Origin of the sequence: Proteocatella sphenisci DSM 23131 (assembly GCF_000423525.1) — a bacterium.
In the GTDB taxonomy this organism is placed as follows: Bacteria; Bacillota; Clostridia; order Peptostreptococcales; family Filifactoraceae; genus Proteocatella; species Proteocatella sphenisci.
Genome location: NZ_AUID01000028.1, coordinates 1 through 21,535 on the forward strand (window position 1 = coordinate 1; position 21,535 = coordinate 21,535).

The following is a 21,535-nucleotide window of genomic DNA, read 5'->3' on the forward strand; positions in this document are numbered from 1 at the left end:
AGAAATAAGAATGGTTACAGACATAATTTCGAGGTATACTCTTGCAAGAATTGCAGCGGTTGTGAGTTTAAGCCTCACTGCTTGTATAAATACAATGAAGAAAAAGATATCCACAAAAACAAAGTTATGAAGATAAATCTACTTTGGGAAACATTAAAGTCAGAGTCTAATAATAATATCCAAAGTGAAAAAGGTATATTTTATCGTCAGATACGTTCTATCCAGACCGAAGGTCATTTTGGAGACATAAAAGAAAATGATAATTTCAGAAGATTTAACCATCGTACATCTGAAAAAGTATACAAAGAATTTCTTTTATACGCTGTAGGAAGAAATTTAAATAAATATTAAGTTAAACAAAAAAATCCCAAATTATTCGGTTATCTACATTTTTGTAGATGTTGAATAATCTGGGATTTTTAATTATTTAAGTGCAGGTGTCAAAAAACGTTGTTTTCCGACAGCCCCTGAAGCAGAACTTTATTTTATTTCTACACTTTCTTTACAAGCAGGGTCACTGATTCTATATGCATTGAGTGAGGGAACATATCTACTCCCTGTACTTTTTCCATCTTATAGCCGTGATGTGAAAGTATCTCTATGTCTCTTGCAAGTGTTGACGGGTTGCATGAGATGTATACTATTTTCTCTACGTTCATTTCAGCTATTGTTTTTAGGACGATTTCTTCGCAGCCTTTTCTCGGTGGATCTACTACTACTACATCGGCTCTTATGCCTTCTTCGTAAAGTTTTGGAAGTACTTCTTCGGCTTTACCGCAAAGGAATTCTGCATTGCTCAGCTTGTTTATTTCTGCATTTCGCTTTGCATCTTCAATAGATTCTTCCAAGACTTCTATTCCTATAACTTTCTTAGCTTTTTGAGCAAGGAAAAGAGATATCGTACCGATTCCGCAGTATACGTCTACTACGGTCTTTGTGCTGTCTATATCTGCAAATTCAAGCGCTTTTGAATAAAGCACGTCTGTCTGAACTGGGTTTACCTGATAGAATGAATTTGGAGATATTTCAAACACAAGATCGTGAAGCTTGTCTGTTATAGTTCCTGTTCCGTAAAGTACGAAGTTTTTATGTCCAAGTATTACATTTGTCTGTTTTGAATTGATATTTTGAACTACGGTAGTAAGCCCTGGTACTTCTTTTTTAAGCATCGATACCAACTGGTCATTGTTCTTAAGAATTTTCCCTTTTGTAACTATGACTACCATAACTTCACCTGTCTTGAAGCCTACTTTTGTAACGATTCTTTTTATATTACCTTCGTTTGTCTTTTCGTCATAGATTGTTATCTCATTTTTTGCTATATATTCTTTTACTACTTTGAGTATCTTGTCGTTTATTGGGTCTTGGATATGACAGGTATCAAATGGTATTACATTATGGCTGAATTTCTTGTAAAATCCTATCTGAAGGTTTCCCTTGCTGTCTATTTCCAGTGGAAATTGGGCCTTGTTTCTATAGTTATATGGGTCTTCCATTCCTATTATAGGAAGCAGATTAGGGTTTTCTATTTTTCCTATTCTTACAAGGCTTTGTCTTAGCTGGTCTGATTTCATCTCGAGCTGTTTTTTGTAGTCCATGTGCATTATCTGACATCCGCCGCATATTCCTGAAAGTTCGCATCTTGGTGTAACTCTGTCTTCGCTTGGGGTTACTATTTCTACAAGATCGGCTACTGCATAGTTTTTCTTGGAAAGCGTAATTCTTCCTTTTACTAAATCTCCTTTTACTGCTCCGTCTACAAATACGGTAAAGCCGTCAGTTTTTCCTATGGCCTCGCCTTTGTTTCCCATATCTACTATTTGAATTTCATAAATCTCATCTTTTTTCAGCATTTTTTCTCCTAATTGGTTTTTAGTGTTTCTATAAGTTTTGTGAGGTCATTCTCATCAAAATCGTATTTTTTGTTGCAAAAATGGCACTGTATCTCTGCTTTTTTATCTTCGTGAAGTATTTCTTCAAGGTCTTTAATTCCTATGCTTATGAGTGCTTTTTCCATTCTTTCTCTGCTGCAGTCGCATTCAAGCTTTACTTCGATGGTCTCATTTATTAATGGATCCATACCATCAAGCAGTATCTCGACTAGCTTTTCCGGTGAGTGGCCTTCGTCTATGAGATGTGAAACTGACTTTATCTTTGCAAGATTTGTTTCAAGTTTTACTATCTGCTCTTCTGTTGCATCTGGCATAAGCTGAATTATAAATCCTCCAGCTGATTTTACGCTGAGGTCTTTATCTACAAGTACTCCTAGTGCTATGGCTGATGGCTGCTGCTCTGAGTATGCATAATATGCTGTAAGGTCTTCTGCCACTTCTCCGCTTACAAGGTCTATCTGCCCTATATATGGATCTTTTAGACCAAAGTCTCTCATGACTATAAGGTTTCCATTTTTCCCTATGGCCCCTGATACATCCAGTTTTCCATCTGTTTCTCTTATAGGCAGATCTACATATGGATTTACGGGGTATGCCTTTACTGTACCTTTTGAATTTGCGACGCATGTGATGTTTTTTATCTCTCCGTCACCTTTTATGACAAGTGTCAGTTTGTCATTATCGCCTTTCATCATAACGCCCATCATGGATGCTGCAGTTATCATTCTTCCTAGTGCTGCGGTAACTACGGGTGAGGTATCATGTATTTTTCTTGCTTCTTCTACCATATCTGTTGAGTCTATTGCAAACATTCTTATTGCGTAATCTCCGCTGATTGCTCTTACTATTTTTCCCATGAAAATTTCCTTTCGTATTTATTTTACTATTTTCTGCAGCTGAAAAATATCCTCTGCGAATTGTTGTTGTAGCCTTCTTCTTTTTCAAAATCTGCATATACTTTTATATTTTCATACCCGATTTTTTGAAGCAGTTCTTTTATTTCTTCTGCAGTGTAGGCTTTTTGTATATGGGTCTCACTGAACCTTTTATACTCTTTTTCGCTTTTTTCAAAAAAGTTTATCTCCATATTGATAAGCTTCTGCTCTTTATCATAAAAATTTTCCCAAAGATACACCATATCATCAAAGCTTTCGCCGTAGGTATTGTTTCCCAGCACTTTTTCAAGTTTGTACTGCGAGCTTATGTCAAATACCAGCTGTCCACCTTTTTTTATCCTTGGGTAGAGATATGTCAGTACGTGCTCTATATCTTTTATATCAGTCATATAATTGAAGGTGTCATTGGCACTTATGACTGTATCTATTTCATATACTTCAAAGTCTATCTCTCTAAGGTCCTGCTGAATGTAAATTATATTATTCCCAAATTCCTCGGTTTTTTCTTCGGCTATTTCAAGCATTTCTTCGGAGTAGTCTATACCTACCACCTCATAACCTTTTTCCAGAAGTTTTTCTGTAACGTTTCCGCTTCCGCATCCCAGCTCGAGGATGTTTTGAGGCTTTGGTCCCTGCTCTAGTATAAGAGACTCTATATATGATGCCCACATCTCATAATCCACATTGACCATAAGCTGGTCATATATTTGAGAAAGTACGCTGTATTGCATGGTTTCCCTCTTTTCATGTTTCTTTATTTCATATTCTGTATTATAATATACTCTGAGCTAATATTATACACTAAAAAGGAGTAAAAATGAATAATAGATTAGGTGAAGAAAATATTAATAAATTGCTTTGGGAACTAAGTATCCCCGCTATACTCGGAATGCTGAGTGGGGCTATTTTTAATATTGTAGACAGAATTTATGTAGGAAGGATTGACCCGCTTGCGCTTACTGGGGTTGGAATAACCATGCCTGTACAGATACTTCATATGTCTCTGGTACTGCTTGTTGGGGTCGGAACCTCCACGTTGATTTCTATAAGGCTTGGGGAAGGAAAAAAAGATGAGGCTGAGGAAATACTTTTTCTGGCATTGAAATATATAGTTATTGCCATGATCCTATTTGCAGGTTTTTATATTGTTTTTGAAGATGCCATTCTTGGCATGCTTTCTATCTCTGAAGCAACCATGCCCTATGCAAAATCCTATATTGAAATAATAATTATAGGTGCAATAGTAGGAATTCCTGGATACTGCCTGAACAATTCTTTGCGTGCTATTGGAAAGGCCCGCATTTCGATGAATATTATACTATTCACTTCTGTTCTTAATATAATTCTTGATCCAATTTTTATATTTGTGCTGGATATGGGTATTGCCGGAGCAGCTATAGCTACTGTGATTTCGCAGACTGTACTCACAGTTTATGTAATCTACATGTTTGTAAAGGGTAAGGATTTTGCGATAAATCTTAAGTTCACAAAAATACATGGTGAAGCCAAACTTTTCTCACAGATTATGAGGAATGGATCTCCTACATTTTTAGTTCAGGTACTTGCCAGTTTTGTGAGTATATTCATCAACTGGAGTTTCCTGAAATACGGAACAGACCTTGATATTGCATCAGTTACCATCATGTCTACTATATTTAGTTTCTATCATATGATTGTATTTGGTATAGTTCAGGGTAACCAGCCAATATGTGGATATAACTGGGGAGCAAGAAAATACGACAGGGTTGCTCATTCACTGAGGTTATCTCTGATTTATTCTTTTGTACTTTCTATATTCCTGTTTGCTATGATTCAGTTTTTCCCGTTCATTGTGGTTAGACTGTTTACCGATGATCCAAATCTGATAAGTCTTACATCTGGAGCTATACGTGTTTATCTCAGCATGCTGCCTCTTGTAGGTCTTCAGACAATAAGTGCTCAATATTTCCAGTCAGTTGGAAAACCAAGACTTTCGAGTATACTGTCATTTCTGAGATATGGAGTAATCGTGGTTCCTTCTATCCTTATAATGGCTCCTATATTTGGAGTAGATGGTATATATATGAGTAATGCTGTATCAGACTGCATTGCATCGGTTATCGCAATAGTGTTTATAGCGGCAGAACTAAAAAATCTATCCAGACTTCATCATGCATCGCTTAATCATAAAGCTTTAGCTGATATTTAGAAATTTAAAAATTAAAATACCTGCAGATTCTTATATCAGATTCTGCAGGTATTTTTGAATTTTTTATCTGTGTTTATACTATAACATCATATCCCTGGTCTTCTATTTCATTTTTAAGAGTGTCAAAGCTTACAATATCAGCGTGATCTACTGTTACAGTTTTCGCTTCTAGATCAACTACTACGGAAGATACTCCTTCGATTGCTGAAAGAACTTTTGTTACCCTGTCTTCACAATGAGAACACATCATACCTTCTACTTTTATAACTGTTTTCATATAATTCCTCCTTTAAATTTTTCAGAGAATACATTTTGTACGTCTTTATTACTACAATTGTACCACTTTTTCAGATTTGCTACAATGAATACCTTCTACTTAAAATCAAATGGTTTGAGCAGTTTTTTAACGTTTATCAGCTTTCCATCTTCGTCCATGACTTCAACGTCTGCATACAGCCATCCCTCAATATTTGTAACATCTGCTCCATACTGAGCTATAAACTCAGGATCGAGTACGAAAACTATATCCTTGTCATTTGAATCTATTTTCTGTGCCCATTCAAACATATTTCCATTTCCAAGCTTTATCCCAAAGTGATCCATTGGGGCATGATATCCTACTGAATCTCTTGCATTTTTCACATAGCTGTTGAATTCTTCAGACGGGCCGTTTTCTTTATCTTGATATCCCGGCATTTCTACTGATATTACAAGGTTCCCATCAATCAGGATTTCTGGAGCGAGTTTGTCTTTATCCAGTCCGGCATCTATAAAGGGCTGGGCATCTACACTTATGCCTGTGTTTTTCCCCCAGAAAAATTTGGAGCTCCCGTCTGATGCTGTGAGAATATACGATGTAAAATCACTTCTAAGTGAATCTTCTTTCTGTGTCTGTGTTATAACTTTCTGCTGACTTTCTAATATTTTTTCAAAACTGGCCTGAGCATTGTTTCCAAGTACATCTGTCTGTTGACATCCAGAAAGGACGATTATAGATATTAGTGAAACTGCCGCAATTTTTGATTTTTTCTTCATTGGATTTCCCCTTCTTTTTTATGTCTATATTTTTCTAATCTGATACCTTGAATCGTCTCAATCTAAGTGCATTTGAAAGTACTGAGACTGAGCTAAGTGACATGGCTGCTGCTGCAAATATAGGGTTAAGCAGTGGTCCTCCAAATATATGAAGCACTCCTGCAGCCAGTGGTATGCCTGCTACATTGTATGCAAATGCCCAGAACAGATTCTGTTTTATGTTTTTTATGGTGCTCTTTGACAGCTGTATTGCGGTCACTACATCCATAAGTTCACTGTGCATGAGGACTATGTCTGCAGATTCAATTGCCACATCGGTTCCCGAACCTATCGCTATTCCGATGTCTGACTGTACAAGTGCTGGTGCGTCGTTGATGCCGTCGCCTACCATTGCCACGCATCGTCCTTCCTCTTGAAATTTTTTAACTTCGCCTGATTTATCTTGTAGAAGTACTTCGGACAATACTCTTGTTATTCCTACTTCTTTTGCTATGGCCTCTGCGGTGTACCTGTTGTCGCCTGTAATCATTGCAACTTCTATTCCCATATCCATAAGTTTTTTTACTGCCTTTGCACTGCCTGGCTTTACAACGTCTGCTACTGCTATTATTCCTGCGAGCTTGTTTTCTACTGCTATATACATAGGAGTTTTTCCCTGTCCCGCGAGTCTTTCTGCTTCATCTTTTACTTTTTCTATCTGTATATTATTTGACTGCATAAGACGTAGATTTCCAATTAGAAGCTGATTGCCGTTTACTCTTGCAACTATGCCGTTACCGGTTATTGACTCGAATTCTTCTATAGGATACAGCTCCATGTTTTTTTGAGTGGCACTCTTCACTATAGCTTCGCCAAGCGGGTGCTCGCTTCCTTTTTCTGCTGATGCAGTTATTCTAAGAAGGCTGTCTTTGCCTATTTCTCCTACTGTTATTATATCTGTTACCGTCGGTTTTCCTTCAGTTATTGTGCCTGTCTTGTCAAATATTATATTGTCTATCTTGTGAGTCATCTCGAGCGCTTCTCCGCCTTTTATAAGGATTCCTTTTTCAGCGCCTTTGCCTGTTCCTACCATTATTGCTGTAGGAGTCGCCAGTCCAAGAGCGCATGGGCAGGCAATTACGAGAACTGATATGAAGATTGTAAGAGAAAAATTGAGTGTTTCTCCACTTAACATCCAGAGTGCAAATGAAGCGAGCGCTATAATAAACACAGTTGGTACAAAATAACCTGATACTATATCCGCCAGCTGGGCTATTGGAGCCTTGGACTGCTGAGCGTCTTCAATGAGTTTTATTATCTGGGCAAGTGCTGTGTTGTCTCCAACTTTAGTTGCTCTGAATCTTATCAGACCATTTTTGTTTATGGTGGCTGCAAATACTTTATCTCCCGTTTTTTTGTCTACTGGCATGCTTTCTCCTGTAAGCATGGATTCATCTATTGATGTAAATCCTTCTGTAATTTCTCCATCTACGGGAATCTTTGCTCCTGGTTTTGCAAGGACTATGTCGTTTTCTTGAACCTCATCTATATGGATTTCGATTTCTTTTCCATTTTTAATAATGATTGCAGTTTTTGGAGCAAGTCCCATCAGCTTTTTTATTGCCTCTGATGTTCTTCCCTTTGAAACGGCTTCCATTGATTTCCCAAGGAGTATAAGGGTAATTATAACTCCTGCTGTTTCAAAATAAAGTCCTTCTACGAATCCCATATTGCCCTGCGTAATCTGCCACGTTGAGTAAAGACTGTACACAAGGGCTGCAGTAGTTCCCATTGCAATAAGGCTGTCCATATTTGGACTTTTCATCCTTATAGCGCGAAATCCTACTACATAGAATCTGTTGCCGGCTATAAGCACTGGTATTGTAAGCAGTATCTGAACCAGAGCAAAATTGAGCGGATAATTCATTGGTTCAAGATACTTTGGTATTGGCAGGAAGCTGAGAAAACTTAGCATCGACCCCATCGATATATACAGGAGTGGCAGCGAAAACACAGCCGAAACTATAAACTTAGTCCAGAGCAGCTTTATATCTCTTTCTTTCTTTTTTCTGTCTTCGTCTGCTTGAATGCTGCCTTCTTTTATTTCTGACCATCCAAAGCCTGCTTTTTCCACAGCGATTTTTATCTTTTCCACATCTACAACGTCTTCATCTATATATGCCGAAAGTCTTTCTGTGGTAAGATTTACAATCACGCTTTCAATTCCCTCTATTTTTGAGACGACTTTTTCTATTCTTGCTGAGCAGGCTGCGCATGTCATTCCTGATATTTTTAAGACTTCTCTTCTCATGATTTCCTCTTTCTGTACCCTATATTTTTAACTGTTAAATCCTGCAGCGCAGCATCCTCCTGGAGCTGCTGCAGCGCCTTGGAATTCTTTATCCGAAGCAGTATCTTTATCTGTTATCCCTGCAGAAAGGTCATCTACAACTGTTATAGAGCTTCTTATCATCCCCATCCAGCAGCTGTAGCCGAATTTTCCGGTTTCACCAGGTGTGAATTCTAAAACATTCTCCCCTGGTTGTAATTTTATGTCAAGTCCATACTCAGGAACTATTATCTCATTATTACAGCCATTGAGATTTTCTTTATCTACATTTATAATCCACTTTACCGGAACTCCCTTTTGAACAACTATAGGCTCATAGCTCCCTGGCCCAACCTGCATTGTAACCGTCTGGATTCCATTTTCAATTACCGTACCTGAAGTGTCTATGGCATTTGAATCCTGCGCAAACCCTGTACCAGAAAGGCTCATCCCGCTTTGAAACATAAATATTCCAAGTGCAATAACTAAAACTCCACTTACTGTTATCATTCTTTTTTTGAATTTTTTACTTAACATAGTACTCACTACTCCTAATCCGAACATCAATGGAAATGTACCAATACTGAATATGAACATAGATATGGCTCCCTGCAGAGCAGATCCTGTTGAAAGTGCATAAAGCTGCATGGTCTGGAGTGGCCCACACGGCATCAGACCGTTTAAAAGCCCTACATAAAATGGTGCGTGAGAGCTTTGCTTTGAGCCGATATGCCTGGAAAGCCTGTCTGAAATGAATTTTGGCATCCTGGGATTGAATTTTTTAAGTCCCGGGATTATATTTAGCGTGTTAATACCCATTATTATCATAAACACTGCTGCCAAGATAAGAACCACTCCTCTAGCTGCCCCAGAAAAACTTATTACCGAACCTATCGCTCCTGCAATTCCTCCGATAATTGTATATGAGACTACTCTGCCAAGGTTATATTTTAATCCTGGCATTACTGATGAAGTCTTTTTTTGTTCTTCCAGCAGCGGGGTATGTCTTGAAACGCTCTGAGAAAGGTTGATGCCCCCGCACATCGCGATGCAATGTACAGACGTGAGCAGTCCAATTACAAACAGGGCCGCGTAGCTCATGCCTGCCTGAGCTGTTGGAAAACTGTTGAATATATATATAAGGCCTGTAAATCTTGCCACCAGATATATCGCAGCCATTATCACTGCAATCAGGGCTATCTCAGAAAGTCTTGACACAAGGTTATCTTCGCCTGTCGTGTAGCCCATATGATCAAGAGCTTTTTTTATCTCAACTATTGATACCAGCTCGCTCGCATATTCTATCGTTGCCGATGATAATTCGTAGCTTGCTTTTACGTCCTTTATGCCATCCATTCTTCCCAGCCTTGATTCTATTCTTTTTTCGCAGCCGCTGCAGGTCATATTTCCAATCTTCAGTTTTACAGTCTGGGTTTGCATATCCTCATCTCCATTCGCATAATCTTATTTTATGTACAGATTTTATCATTTTATTGTGTAGATTGTATGAAGATTAAAAAAAACCTCTGAGAATTTTCTCAAAGGTTTAGTTCTATTGTAAATTCAGTCCCTTTTCCAGGTTCGCTCTGCACATCTATCTTGCCTGCGTGTGCGGTTATTATTGATTTTACTATTGAAAGCCCTATACCTGAGCCCCCCGTGTTCCTGTTTCTTGACTCGTCACTTCTGTAAAGATATTCAAAGATATCTGGAAGGTCTTTTCTGGAAATCCCTATTCCTGTGTCGCTTATCTTTATCTCTAGTATATTTTCTTTTTTACTGAAGCTTATTTTTATAGTTCCGGAGTCTGTATATTTTACAGCATTTGAAATAAGATTTACAAATACCTGACTCATCTTATCTTTGTCTGCTATTATTTCCTGAGGCTCTTCGTTGAACTCAAAACTGATATTTTTTCGCTTTGTCTCTCCTTCAAACGTCTTTATAATATTTTCTACAAGAGAATTGAGGCTGAAGCTTTCCATATTCAGTATGAGATTCTCGCTTTCTATCTCTACCAGTTTGTCTATATCTGATACCATCCTCGTGAGCCTGTTTATCTCATCGAGGCAGCCCTCAAGCCTGGAGTTTTCTGTTTCCAAAACACCATCAATCATACCCTCCATATTTATGCGAAGTGATGTGAGAGGGGTCCTGAATTCATGAGCAAAATCTCCTGCCATTCTTTTTTTGATTTTTTGCTGGATCTCAAGATTGTTTGCAAGATTATTGACACTTCCCACAAGATCATTAAGCTCAAGAATATCAGAATCACACTTTATACGTTCATGATATTTTCCTCTGCCTATCTCAGAAGTTTGTTGTATAACATTTTCTAATGGTTTTGAAATCCTTTTCGCCATTACATATCCCAAAAATGCCGCAATAAGAAGAAATATAGCTGCAACTATAAAGAACATGTGATTAAGCATGTCAATAAATTCCAAGTCTTGGGTGTTGTAATAAAAAGGCCCGTAATACCCAAGCACTGCGGTTCCATATGTGACTTCCCCGTTTGTTATCTGATAGGTCTTTTCTGTATATTCTCCACTCCAGTTGGGATACCTTTCAACCATTGTCTGTTCCATTGCTGAAATCATGTTATCGCACTCCATGCTGTTCAGGCAACTCATGCAAAATAGTTCTTCCCCCTTTGTATCATTTACCATAAGGACGATGCCTCTGTCCAGGGAATTTTGACCCAGTACGGCCAGAAATTCTTCGTCAGCTGCTCCTTTTTGTGCAAATTCTTTTGATATCTGATTTACTATTTCCAGATTTAAATTCTCCTGACTTTGAGTCACATATTTCTGAAACTGACGCTCCAACATGAAATTGGAGGTGATTAAAAGTGATAATACTATAAAACTCGATATCATGACGTAGGATAGTATCAGCTTTACTTTCATAGAAATTTTCATCTATTTCCTCTTCTTATCTTAATATTAAACACCAAATTTATATCCAATTCCTCTTACTGTAAGGATATATTGAGGACTTGAGGTGTCTGTTTCTATTTTGCTCCTCAGATTTTTTATGTGCGAATCTACAATTCTGTCATATCCTTCATAATCTTCTCCAAGGGTTATACTTATGAGTTCTTCTCTTGTGAAGGTCATGTTTGGATGTTTTATAAGCGCGAGGAGTATACTGTACTCACTTGGTGTCAGGTTTACTGCGACGCCATTTTTTCTTACGGTCGAAGAACTGATATCTATTTCAAGATCTGAATCATTCCAACTCATCTTGTTAAAAAGATGGGTGTTTTCGCTGGTTCTTCTTAAAATTGCGGCTACTCTGGCGACAAGTTCTCTAGGGCTGAAAGGCTTGCTGATATAGTCGTCCGCTCCAATATCGAGCCCCTGGACTCTGTCATTTTCTGTGACTTTTGCAGTAAGCATTATCACAGGAGTCCTTGAGCTTCTTCTGATGTGTCTGCATATTTCTTCTCCTGATATCTCAGGAAGCATAAGATCGAGTATTACAAGATCGGGAGATTTCTTTTCAAACATATCTATGGCATCTCTTCCATTTAGTGCCTTAAAAGTCTCGTAACCGGAGTTTTTGAGATATGCTTCTATCGCTTCTGCTATTTTCTCTTCGTCTTCGACAATCAGTATTTTTTTTGATTCTACCATATTTTTCTCCTTGATACTTACTTTATTTTTTAGAAACTGTTATTGCAGTAGTCATGGTTCCATTTACGTTGAGCATGGTTCTTCCCATATCGAGGATAGGGTCTATTGCAATTATTCCTCCAAGAAGCGGGAAATATTCTCCCATTCCCATACCAGAAAGTGTAAGTGCCAGTGCAATTGTCGCCGTCCCCGGAATACCAGCTATCCCAAGTGAACTTATCGCTATTACTATAAGAAGCATTACATAAAAAGAAATGTCCATCTGTATTCCAGTCATATTGGCAACTGTCACTACAGCCAGTGCTGGATAGATTCCTGCGCAACCGTTCATTCCCATGTTTGCTCCCAGGCTTCCTGCAAGAGTTGCTGTTCCTTCATCAAGCTTGAATTTCTCTATTAAAGTCTCTATTGTTACAGGAAGAGTTCCCAGGCTTGATCTGGATGTGAAGGCCAGTGCGATTGGCGCGAATGCATCTTTAAGATATCTTACCGGATTTATCCCATTTAAGGCTATAATTATAAGATGTATTATAAACATAATTACTACACTTGTATACAGTGCCATCATAAAATCAAGTACAAGTACAACCGAAGACAGTCCATTGCTTGCAATGGTATTTGCCAGCAGCGCTGTAACTGCATAGGGCATAAGCTTTATTATAGTCATGGCAATGCTGCTTATAACACTATACGCGCCTTCTATTAATTTTATAACAGTCTCTACCTTATCATGATTTTTAGTGTTTATCCTTCTGGTCGCAAATCCTGTAAATGCTGCAAATATTATTACCCCTACCACATTACCATTTACCATTGCCGCAAATGGATTTGAAGGTATAAGATCTCTGAGAGTTTTTACAATGGTTGTCACTTCTCTGAGTTGCAGATCTGGATTTGAAGCAAGCTGCATACCTGAGCCAAGATTGAATATGTTTCCTACAGCGATTCCTGTAATCGCTGCGAGAATAGTTGTCAGAATAAGCATGGTTAAGGTTTTTGCAGTAAGCTTTCCAAGGTCTTTTCCCTTCATATTAATAATCACCCTGACAATCGAAAGGAATACTATTGGCACTACTATCATCTTGAGAAGGTCCATGAATCCATTTCCAAAAAATCCATACCATGAAGTCACTTCTTTTACCCATGATATATCCGATGGCTTATCGGGAAACCCGGCAGCAAACTGTATTGCTCCGCCTATTATAAGTCCCATTAAGATTGATGTCAGCATTCTTAACGTAAAGTTGATTTTTTTGCCCTGCAGCTTCCAGTTGACGTAGAAGGTAGCAAAGAGCACCAATAAAAATAATACCGTTTTGAAACTTCCAATTAATAAATACTCTGATAAAAATGTATTTTGCATAAACTCCTCTTTTCTTACTATTATCATATGTTTACTATGTTTATTATTTTATGCTATTTCATAATACCTGTCAATAGTATTTTTCTCAGAAAAAGACCGCATCATAAGATACGGCCCTTTCCGGATTTATTACATTAATGGGGGTGTTCGTTTGTTGGGAAATAGTTGCTTTAGCCTCCTCCTACTGGCGGAAAGAGTGCGAGTACATCTTCATCTTTTAGTTCTTTGTCCAGCTTGGAGTGCATGCCATTAACGAGACATATGGCTACTTCTTCGTGAGGTATCTTGAGATAATCCAGTACTTGCGAAACTTCTGAAAAATTTTGCGGATCCAGATACTGGATTTTTTCTCGCCCTTCTCTGAAGGTTGCAAAAAGTCTTACTTCTATCATTGATTTCCTCCTGATATCCTTTGATACATCTTAAAGTCCAAGACGTTTTATGGTTTCTTCTGTTGGGAATGCATTTACCCAGCCACGTACAGCGTAGTATTCAGGGAGTGTTATACCAATTTTACTTATTTCTCCCTTTGAAGGTCCATTTGATATAGGTTCCTCAGTAAGACGTTTTGGAAGGCTGTCATCTTCAGGCTTCATTCCTGCATCTTTATTAAACATACGCTCTATATTGTAAATTCTTTCTCCTGTTTCAAGCAGTGATTCTACTGTGTGCTCTGTTCCTGTTCCTGCATTAAGCATAGCCGCATATTCAGGTGCTCCCATTGCGAATGATGTAAACAGACACATTCCCATGGAGTCAATTACTGCAGTAAGATCCTGGAATATCTTTGCCCAAACGGCTTTTCCTTCTGTAGCTAGTCTGTCAAGTTGTTCTGGCATACCAAGGACTTCTGGAGATATTAAATACCCTCTAACGTGGCAGCCTCCTCTGTTGCTTGTTGCATAGGTTATTCCCATGCCTTGTATTGCACGTGCATCATAAGCAGGCATTTCCTGTTTTTTAACTGACATGGAAATTTCTGGATGACCATAGTATTCACAAAGTCTGTATGAACCTTCTGACATGAGTTTTCCAAGTTTTGTTTCACAGGCTCCCATGCGTTTTGTCCACTCAACTATAGCCTCGCTGCTTCCCCATACCAGGGGCACGCCTTCGCATTCTTCTTCTTTGATGTAACCTTTCTGATAAAGTTCCATTGCTGCTGCTATTGTACAAGGAGCTGATATAGCATCCATACCATATTCATTACACCAGTAGTTTGCTTCTGATATTGCCTTAAGATCTGAAATTCCACAGTTTGATCCATATGCCCAAAGTGGTTCATATTCAGGTCCACCCATTATCTTGTCGTTAAGTTTTATTACACGGCCGCACCCGATTGGACATCTATGACAGAATCCCTGTTTTTCGAGAAAATCTTCTTTTAATGTCTCCCCGGAGAATTTATCTGCATCTGGATAATACGATTCTTGCCAGTTGTTGGTTGGCAGTGTTCCTAAGTTGTTTATTATATTTACAAGTACTGCTGTTCCATAGGTTGGAAGTCCTACGCTTGTAACTCCGTTTTCTTTTATTTTTTGATTTGAAATCCTGGTTACTTCTTTAAGGGCTTCTGCGTCAAAAGGTTCCATTACTTTTTTTGTTGCAGTAACTGATATTGCTTTAAGGTTTTTCGAGCCCATTACTGCTCCTACTCCACCTCTTCCAGCTGCTCTGTCTTTATCATTCATAATTGCTGCAATGAGAGAGAGTCTTTCACCTGCAGGGCCAATATTTAGAACTGAACATTTTGGATACAGTTCTTTGAGCATGTCATCTACGTCTTCTGATTTTTTGCCCCAAATATTTTCAGCAGGAAGTATCTCTACTTTTTCATCTTCAATATTTATATACACAGGTTTTTCTGACTTACCCTCTACTATTATAGCGTCCCATCCTGCATATTTAAGTTTTGCTCCCCACTGGCCACCAGAATTTGAGCTGGCTATCATATTGTTAAGCGGGGATTTTGTTACTACCATATATCGGCCACCTGTTGGCACTGCTGCTCCTGTCATAGGTCCAGTTATATATATCAGTTTATTCAGTTCAGAAAGTGGTTCTACTTTTGCAATGCCTTCGTCCATCAGTATTTTTGTTCCAAGGCCTCTTCCCCCGATGAATTTTTTTGCAAGATCCAAATCAAGCTTTTCTATCTTTATTTCCCCTGTCGTAAGATTTATTCTGAGCATTTTTCCATTATAAGTTGTTTTCATGGCACTCTTCCTTTCTCTGGCAAATAATATCTCAATATGTCCCTTTTTAATTGCTTTTAAAGCAAACAAAAAAGGACACGCAAACTAATGCGGGACCTTTCCAAACACGGGAGGCACTGAAACATCCTCAGTACCCATTGGTGTTACCGGCTTGTTGGTAACACTCGGATCTCAATACTATATTACCATAATATTCTGAATTTGTAAACATTTTTTTCTTACACACTCGCTCCTTATTTTCTTGCACACTCGCTCGCGGTGCCCTTCATAATCTCTATGCCATGTATAATTGGCTCTTTTATATAATCAACAGATTCTTCTACCGCTTTTGGACTGCCTGGCAAATTTATTATCAGTGTTTCTTTTCTAATTCCTGAAACTGCTCTTGAAAGCATTGCCTTTGGTGTTATCTGAAGGCTCATATATCTTATAGCTTCACTTATCCCTGGCGTAAGTTTTTCAAGGAGGGGAAGAGTAGCTTCGGGAGTTATGTCTCTTTTTGAGAATCCCGTTCCCCCTGAAGTCAATACGAGTTCAATCCCAAGAGTGTCGCTGCAGTGCTTTATAGCTTTTTGTATGTCTTCTGTTTCGTCTGGTACTATCGTATAATAAGATGGTGCAAATACCTCACCTTTAAGGCTCTGCTCTATTACTTCTTTGCAGCCGTCTTTTCTTTCTCCTTCGGATCCTTTGTCGCTTATTACAATAATTCCATATCTGATGACCATGCTTTTTCCTTTCTTAACAGTCTAATCTTTTATTATCTCTATCTCATCTCCAATTTTAACAATTCCACCTTTTATGATTCGCGTGAATATGCCTTGAGTGGGCATTATGCATTTTCCAACCTTCTGAGCTACTGCGCAACCCTGGTCTGCATGACATTCTTTTCCTATCTGAGTGACTTCTTGTAAAGTTTGTCCTATTTTTATTTTTGCTCCTACAGGGATTTCATGAAGAGTTATGCCATGCGTAGTTATATTTTCTGCAAAATTACCAAAACACAGTCCTTCTGCTCCCAGAGATGTCATTATGTCTATGGACTCCTGTGCCAGAAGGCTTACCTGCCTGTGCCATTTCCCTCCGTGTGCGTCTCCTTCAAGTCCAAAATCTTCAATGAAATTCCCCTCTGAAAGAGGTTCTTTCATTTCGCCTTTTTTCTTTGAAATGTTTATTGAAAGTACTTTTCCTTTATTCATTTTCTTCGCTCCTTTTGTAATGGCCGCTTTTGCCACCAATTTTTTCCATAAGAAATATGTCTGAAATTGTCATATCCTTGTCTACAGCTTTGCACATATCATATATAGTGAGTGCCGCAACTGAGCAGGCAGTAAGGGCTTCCATCTCTACTCCGGTTTTTCCCTCGTTGCTTACCGTTGCATAAATGTGTATGACCGGTTTATCTGCATCATATTCAAATTCAATATCTATCCCTGTGAGCATAAGGGGATGGCACATTGGAATTATATCCCATGTTTTTTTTGCTCCTGTTATTCCAGCAATCTGCGCTACGCAAAGGACATCGCCTTTTTTCATATATCCTTCTTGTATTTTTGTAAAGGTTTCTTTCTTCATGCTTATCTGTGCGTGTGCCAGTGCTGTGCGCTTTGTTATCTGCTTGTCACCGACTTCTACCATCTTACCTCTTCCTTGGGTGTTTATGTGAGTAAATTCCATTTTATCCTCCTATACGGCTCATCCCTCTGTCTATTATCTGATTTTCTAAAAGGTAATGTTTTTCGGGTTTACTTTGTATTGCTGATTTTATAATTTCTCCAAGATCTTCGCTGCTTCTTATGGCGTTTCGCAGGTCTATCTCCTTATTGCTGTGAAGACAGGGTTTTAGCTTTCCATCTGATGTAAGTCTCATCCTGTTACAGTCACCGCAAAAATGCGAAGAAATAGCTGTTATAAATCCTACTCGTCCTACAGCGTTTCCATACCTGTAATATTTTGTAGGAGCATGGGGATCATCAGAAACAACAGGCTTTAGATCTACTTTTTTGAGTATATCTTCACATGACATAAAATGCGCCTTTGCATAGCCTTGATTCTCTCCAATTGGCATAAGCTCTATAAACCTTACATCTGCATCATATATATTGGTAAGCTCTATCAGATCTTCTATTTCGTCGTCATTGAAATCTTTCATGAGAACTACATTAAATTTCACTCCAAGGCCTTCTTTTTTTGCGGCTTCTATGCCTTTTATAACATCGCTGAGCTCACCGGTTCGGGTTATTTCTCTGAACTTTTTCTCGTTGAGGGTATCTAAACTAATGTTTACTCTTTGGAGTCCGTTGTTTTTTAGAGGCTTGGCCATTTTTTCAAGAAGTGCTCCATTTGTTGTCATGGCTATATCTTTTATCTTTTCGAGTCTTGATACACTTTCTATCAGGCCTAGTATGCCTTTTCTGACGAGTGGTTCTCCTCCTGTAAATCTCACCTTATCTACTCCAAGCATAGTGAATTCTCTTATCACAGTATATATTTCTTCAAGGCTCAACAGTTCTCTGTGATCAAGCTGTTTTATACCACATTCAGGTATACAGTAGGTGCACCTAAACTGGCACAGATCTGTCACCGATACTCTCAGATAATTGATTTTTCTTCCATGATTGTCAATCAATTATAACCACCTCCCCTGTATTCTTGAATTTGTATCCTCCCAGCTCATCGAGTCTTTCTTTGAAGGCTTTGCTCTTTAACATAGTTATAAATTGTTTTACATTATCAAGCTCCAGATATTTCCGCATGACTGCAAAATCATATTCTTCTTCTCCTACTGGTATAAAGTCAAGATCCAGCGCTGATGCTGCTGAATATACTCCAAGTCCGCAGTCACACGATCCGCTTTTCACCGCCGCAGCAACTGCCATGTGGGTGGTGGCTTCTCTTTCATAGCCTTTTATCAAATCTTTTTCTATTCCTTCTTTTTCGAGCATATAGTCAAGAAGTACTCTTGTTCCTGAACCTCTTTGTCTGTTTATAAAGCTGCAAGAAGTAAGATCCTTTATGCTTTTTATATTTTTCGGATTTCCTTTTGGAACCATTATCCCCTGGATTCTTATTACTCCCTTTATGAGAGCCGAAGGTTCTTTTATGATTTTTTTTATGCTAGCTATATTATATATACCATCGCTACTTAACAAATGCACTGGCGCGAGGTGACATTCACCTTTTTTAAGTGACATAAGGCCTGTAAGTGAACCCGTATGAGAGCTTGAAAGCTGAAATCCATAACCTCCCACTGCTGATATGTCATTTATTATATCTAGTATCATGTCATGACTTCCTATGCTTACGATAGTTTTTTCAAGTTCGCTCTTTTCTCTTACAAGTCTTACCTTAACTGTTTCATTGGCCTCTACACCCTCGCTGTTTTGAGGTATTATGCAAAATCCATCGCTCCTTACAAGCGACATTGCTGCTCCCGCTCCTCTTGAAAGCGATGTTGCTACGAATTTACCATCCACTTTTCCTACTTTTACTCTTACATATTCCTGATGCTTGAGTGATGACACTATCCTTCTCGTGGAGATTGCTTCTATTATCTCATCTTTGGCGCTTTCTTTGTGCGACATTTTCTTAAGCAGGGGAGTTACAAACTCTTCAAATACCAGATACGCAGAAACGGGATATCCCGGAATCCCTATCACCGGAACTTTTCCAACTTTTCCAAGTATTGCCGGTTTTCCAGGCTTTATGGCTACTCCATGTACAAATACTTCGCCAATATCTCTTAGTATAGCTGAGGTGAAATCCTCCCTGCCGGCGCTTGAACCGGCGTTTATAATAACCATGTCACATTTTCCAGTAAGGGTCAGTATCTCTTTTTTCAGAATATCATAATCATCTTTTACAGGTGGTATCCTGAGTGGTATTGCTCCACACTGGGTTACCATGGCTTCAAAAACTCTTGAGTTGGATTCGATTATATCTCCAAGCTTTGGATTGTCTTCGGGCTCTATCATTTCTGTTCCAGTAGGTATTATTCCGACCTTAAGTTTTTTATATACTTCTATAGTTGTTATCCCTGCAGAAAGTAATACTCCGATATCCATTGGTCTTATTTCATGATTTGTAGGAATTATGAGCTCAGTTGCTACAATATCTTCGCCAATGGGTCTTACATGTTGCCACGAATGAGCCGGGGCTGTTATTTCAAGATGCCCGTCTTTTTCTATTATATCCTCTGCCATTATTACACAGTCAAAGGGGTCTGTAATTGGGTCACCTGTATCTATTTGCTCAAATTTTCCTTCGATAAGTACAAGCGGTTCTTCTTCACTTGCCGATTTTGTGTATTTCGACTCTGTCATTATGCCATCCATGGCAGCGCAATTATACAAAGGGGATGAATATTTTGCATATACTGCACTGGAACTGATTCTTTCAAGGCTGTCTGTAACTTTTATAGCTTCTGTCTGTTTAGTTTTCAAAAAATCTGCAAGCGCCTCTGTATATATCTGCTTAGCTTCTTCTATTGGCGTATTAGTCAGATAAAGATTCCTTTTTGCCATAAGATCACCCTAATTGTCTTATTTTGACAATTTCATCCTTTCTTATTCCTTCGCAGTTTTTATCTATTACTATGTATCCATCCGCCTGACTCAGGCTTGTTATAAGTCCTGATTTACCATAAACAGGTTCTGCCATCCACTCTCCATGTTCTTCTGTGAGCCTGGCAAGCAAATACGTCTGTTTGCCAGGGGCTGATGCTGCATTGGTTTTCATCTTTGCATATATATAGGGCTTTGATTTTTCGCCTCTTATCGTTCTTATTATGTCTCCTACTATTACATCAAATACAATCATTGCCGAAACTGGATGACCAGGAAGTCCTACATACAGTACTCCATCCGATGCTCCAATTATAGTTGGTTTGCCTGGTTTGATGGCAAGTCCATGTGTAAAAACTCCGGGGCTTCCCATAAGATCAATTACTTTTTCACTGTAATCTTTTATCCCCTGCGAGCTTCCTCCCGAAATTATCACTATATCACTGTCTTTTGATGCTTCTTTTAGCGCTGTTATCAGCATATTCTCATCGTCTTTTATGATTTTGTGACGCATTATATTCATTCCAAGCTCAAGCGCCATAGCTCCTACTCCATATCCGTTTATATCTCTCACGAGTCCGGTCTCATATTTTTCTGAAGGATCTATTATCTCATCACCTGTTGAAAATATGGATATACTCAGCTCAGGAAATACTTTGACCATGCCGTAACCGGTTGCTGCAAGCACTCCAATCTCTTTTGCTCCAATATGCGTACCTTTTTTCAGAACCGTCGAGCCTGATTTTACGTCTTCTCCTTTGAGCGTAACGCCTTCTCTGTAAGCTACAGGTAAATACACAGCAACTTCATCATCTCCAAATATCTCTGTATATTCTATCATTACCATGGCATCTGCTCCCTCGGGTATCATTCCTCCCGTAGGAACATATGCACATTCTCCACTTTTTACTTTTGTATCAGAAATCCTTCCCATTTCTACGCTTTCTTTGAGTGAAAGTATAGTCGGTATGCTTTCTGATGCACCATATGTATCGGCTGCTATAACCGAATATCCATCTACAGTTGAACGATTAAAGTTGGGAACATCTTCTTCGCTCCTTGCATCTTCAAAGAGTATTCGTCCATATGCCTTGTTTAATGAAACTGTTTCTGGTTTAATTTCCCAGTTTTCCTTGATATAATCTATAGATTTCTTTATGGCTTCTTCAACAAAATCGACTTTCAATAATTTCATATTATATCCCACTTTCTCTATAGCCTTCAAAAAAAGCAACCTCGATATTGGGTTGCTGCGCTACTTCTCAAAATCCTGCTATTACTCGTATTTTAACACTTAATATATTTTTTGTACATAGGCAGGCAAAAGATCATGAAATCGGTTGTGAACTACCCACCACTTAAGAAGTGGGGGCTTCCTGGTCAATGCTTCTGATGAAGCAAGATTCTCCAGGCTCTAAGGGCGGTACCCTCCCCGAC

The 21,535-nt window shown here is 38.6% G+C and carries 20 protein-coding genes; 2 read left to right on the top strand and 18 right to left on the bottom strand.

Features of this window, described 5'->3' with window-relative positions:
- Window positions 1-351: transposase (locus G558_RS12995; protein WP_036931895.1), on the top strand; the 351-nt coding region annotated here is incomplete at its 5' end.
- Window positions 352-491: 140 nt separating this feature from the next.
- On the opposite strand, the gene rlmD is transcribed toward G558_RS12995, so the two are convergent.
- From rlmD to G558_RS0110005, 3 genes are read right to left on the bottom strand one after another with little or no spacing between them, the layout of a single operon-like run.
- Window positions 492-1,853 carry a 23S rRNA (uracil(1939)-C(5))-methyltransferase RlmD gene (gene rlmD, locus G558_RS0109995; protein ID WP_028830047.1) on the bottom strand — a complete coding sequence of 454 codons (1,362 nt, stop codon included), beginning with the start codon at window positions 1,851-1,853 and terminating at the stop codon, window positions 492-494.
- An 8-nt stretch (window positions 1,854-1,861) separates the two neighbouring features.
- A complete protein-coding gene (gene hslO, locus G558_RS0110000) occupies window positions 1,862-2,749 on the bottom strand; it encodes an Hsp33 family molecular chaperone HslO (RefSeq protein ID WP_028830048.1) in 888 nt (295 codons plus the stop codon).
- Window positions 2,750-2,775: 26 nt separating this feature from the next.
- A complete protein-coding gene (locus G558_RS0110005) occupies window positions 2,776-3,519 on the bottom strand; it encodes a class I SAM-dependent methyltransferase (RefSeq protein ID WP_036931896.1) in 744 nt (247 codons plus the stop codon).
- Between the two features lie 86 nt (window positions 3,520-3,605).
- On the opposite strand from G558_RS0110005, the gene G558_RS13000 reads away from it, so the two are divergent.
- Complete coding sequence (locus tag G558_RS13000; protein WP_051188637.1) at window positions 3,606-4,976, top strand: MATE family efflux transporter; 1,371 nt, start codon at window positions 3,606-3,608, stop codon at window positions 4,974-4,976.
- 73 nt (window positions 4,977-5,049) lie between these two features.
- Here the strand turns inward: G558_RS13000 and G558_RS0110015 are convergent, their stop codons facing one another.
- The 15 genes from G558_RS0110015 to G558_RS0110085 all read right to left on the bottom strand — a co-directional run bounded on the left by G558_RS0110015 (window position 5,050) and on the right by G558_RS0110085 (window position 21,293).
- Window positions 5,050-5,253, bottom strand: coding sequence for a heavy-metal-associated domain-containing protein (locus G558_RS0110015; RefSeq protein ID WP_028830050.1), 204 nt, complete (start codon window positions 5,251-5,253; stop codon window positions 5,050-5,052).
- A gap of 95 nt (window positions 5,254-5,348) precedes the next feature.
- Complete coding sequence (locus G558_RS0110020) at window positions 5,349-6,011, bottom strand: hypothetical protein (protein WP_028830051.1); 663 nt, start codon at window positions 6,009-6,011, stop codon at window positions 5,349-5,351.
- 34 nt (window positions 6,012-6,045) lie between these two features.
- Window positions 6,046-8,301, bottom strand: coding sequence for a heavy metal translocating P-type ATPase (locus G558_RS13005; protein ID WP_051188638.1), 2,256 nt, complete (start codon window positions 8,299-8,301; stop codon window positions 6,046-6,048).
- 27 nt (window positions 8,302-8,328) lie between these two features.
- Window positions 8,329-9,759, bottom strand: coding sequence for an urease accessory protein UreH domain-containing protein (locus G558_RS13010; protein WP_051188639.1), 1,431 nt, complete (start codon window positions 9,757-9,759; stop codon window positions 8,329-8,331).
- Between the two features lie 98 nt (window positions 9,760-9,857).
- Window positions 9,858-11,240, bottom strand: a complete 1,383-nt coding sequence (locus tag G558_RS0110035; protein ID WP_028830052.1) for a sensor histidine kinase — start codon at window positions 11,238-11,240, stop codon at window positions 9,858-9,860.
- 24 nt (window positions 11,241-11,264) lie between these two features.
- On the bottom strand, window positions 11,265-11,957 hold the full coding sequence (locus tag G558_RS0110040; RefSeq protein ID WP_028830053.1) for a response regulator transcription factor: 693 nt from the start codon (window positions 11,955-11,957) through the stop codon (window positions 11,265-11,267).
- Window positions 11,958-11,979: 22 nt separating this feature from the next.
- The gene (locus tag G558_RS0110045; RefSeq protein ID WP_028830054.1) at window positions 11,980-13,320 is read right to left on the bottom strand and encodes a cation:dicarboxylate symporter family transporter; all 1,341 of its coding nucleotides are present in this window, start codon (window positions 13,318-13,320) and stop codon (window positions 11,980-11,982) included.
- A gap of 170 nt (window positions 13,321-13,490) precedes the next feature.
- Window positions 13,491-13,712, bottom strand: a complete 222-nt coding sequence (locus G558_RS0110050) for a MoaD/ThiS family protein (protein ID WP_036931897.1) — start codon at window positions 13,710-13,712, stop codon at window positions 13,491-13,493.
- A gap of 30 nt (window positions 13,713-13,742) precedes the next feature.
- Window positions 13,743-15,536 (bottom strand): aldehyde ferredoxin oxidoreductase family protein, encoded by a 1,794-nt coding sequence (locus G558_RS0110055; protein WP_028830056.1) that lies wholly within the window; start codon window positions 15,534-15,536, stop codon window positions 13,743-13,745.
- 233 nt (window positions 15,537-15,769) lie between these two features.
- On the bottom strand, window positions 15,770-16,264 hold the full coding sequence (locus G558_RS0110060; RefSeq protein ID WP_028830057.1) for a MogA/MoaB family molybdenum cofactor biosynthesis protein: 495 nt from the start codon (window positions 16,262-16,264) through the stop codon (window positions 15,770-15,772).
- Window positions 16,265-16,285: 21 nt separating this feature from the next.
- Complete coding sequence (locus G558_RS0110065; RefSeq protein WP_036931898.1) at window positions 16,286-16,735, bottom strand: MOSC domain-containing protein; 450 nt, start codon at window positions 16,733-16,735, stop codon at window positions 16,286-16,288.
- Complete coding sequence (gene moaC, locus G558_RS0110070) at window positions 16,728-17,213, bottom strand: cyclic pyranopterin monophosphate synthase MoaC (protein ID WP_028830059.1); 486 nt, start codon at window positions 17,211-17,213, stop codon at window positions 16,728-16,730. The genes G558_RS0110065 and moaC overlap by 8 nt, the downstream gene beginning before the upstream one ends.
- A gap of 1 nt (window position 17,214) precedes the next feature.
- Window positions 17,215-18,165, bottom strand: a complete 951-nt coding sequence (moaA, locus tag G558_RS0110075; protein ID WP_028830060.1) for a GTP 3',8-cyclase MoaA — start codon at window positions 18,163-18,165, stop codon at window positions 17,215-17,217.
- Entirely contained in the window at window positions 18,158-20,059 is a 1,902-nt protein-coding gene (locus G558_RS0110080) for a molybdopterin biosynthesis protein (protein ID WP_028830061.1), read from the bottom strand. Before G558_RS0110080 ends, moaA begins: the two co-directional genes overlap by 8 nt.
- 4 nt (window positions 20,060-20,063) lie before the next feature.
- Window positions 20,064-21,293 carry a molybdopterin molybdotransferase MoeA gene (locus G558_RS0110085; protein WP_028830062.1) on the bottom strand — a complete coding sequence of 410 codons (1,230 nt, stop codon included), beginning with the start codon at window positions 21,291-21,293 and terminating at the stop codon, window positions 20,064-20,066.
- Between the last annotated feature and the right edge of the window lie 242 nt (window positions 21,294-21,535).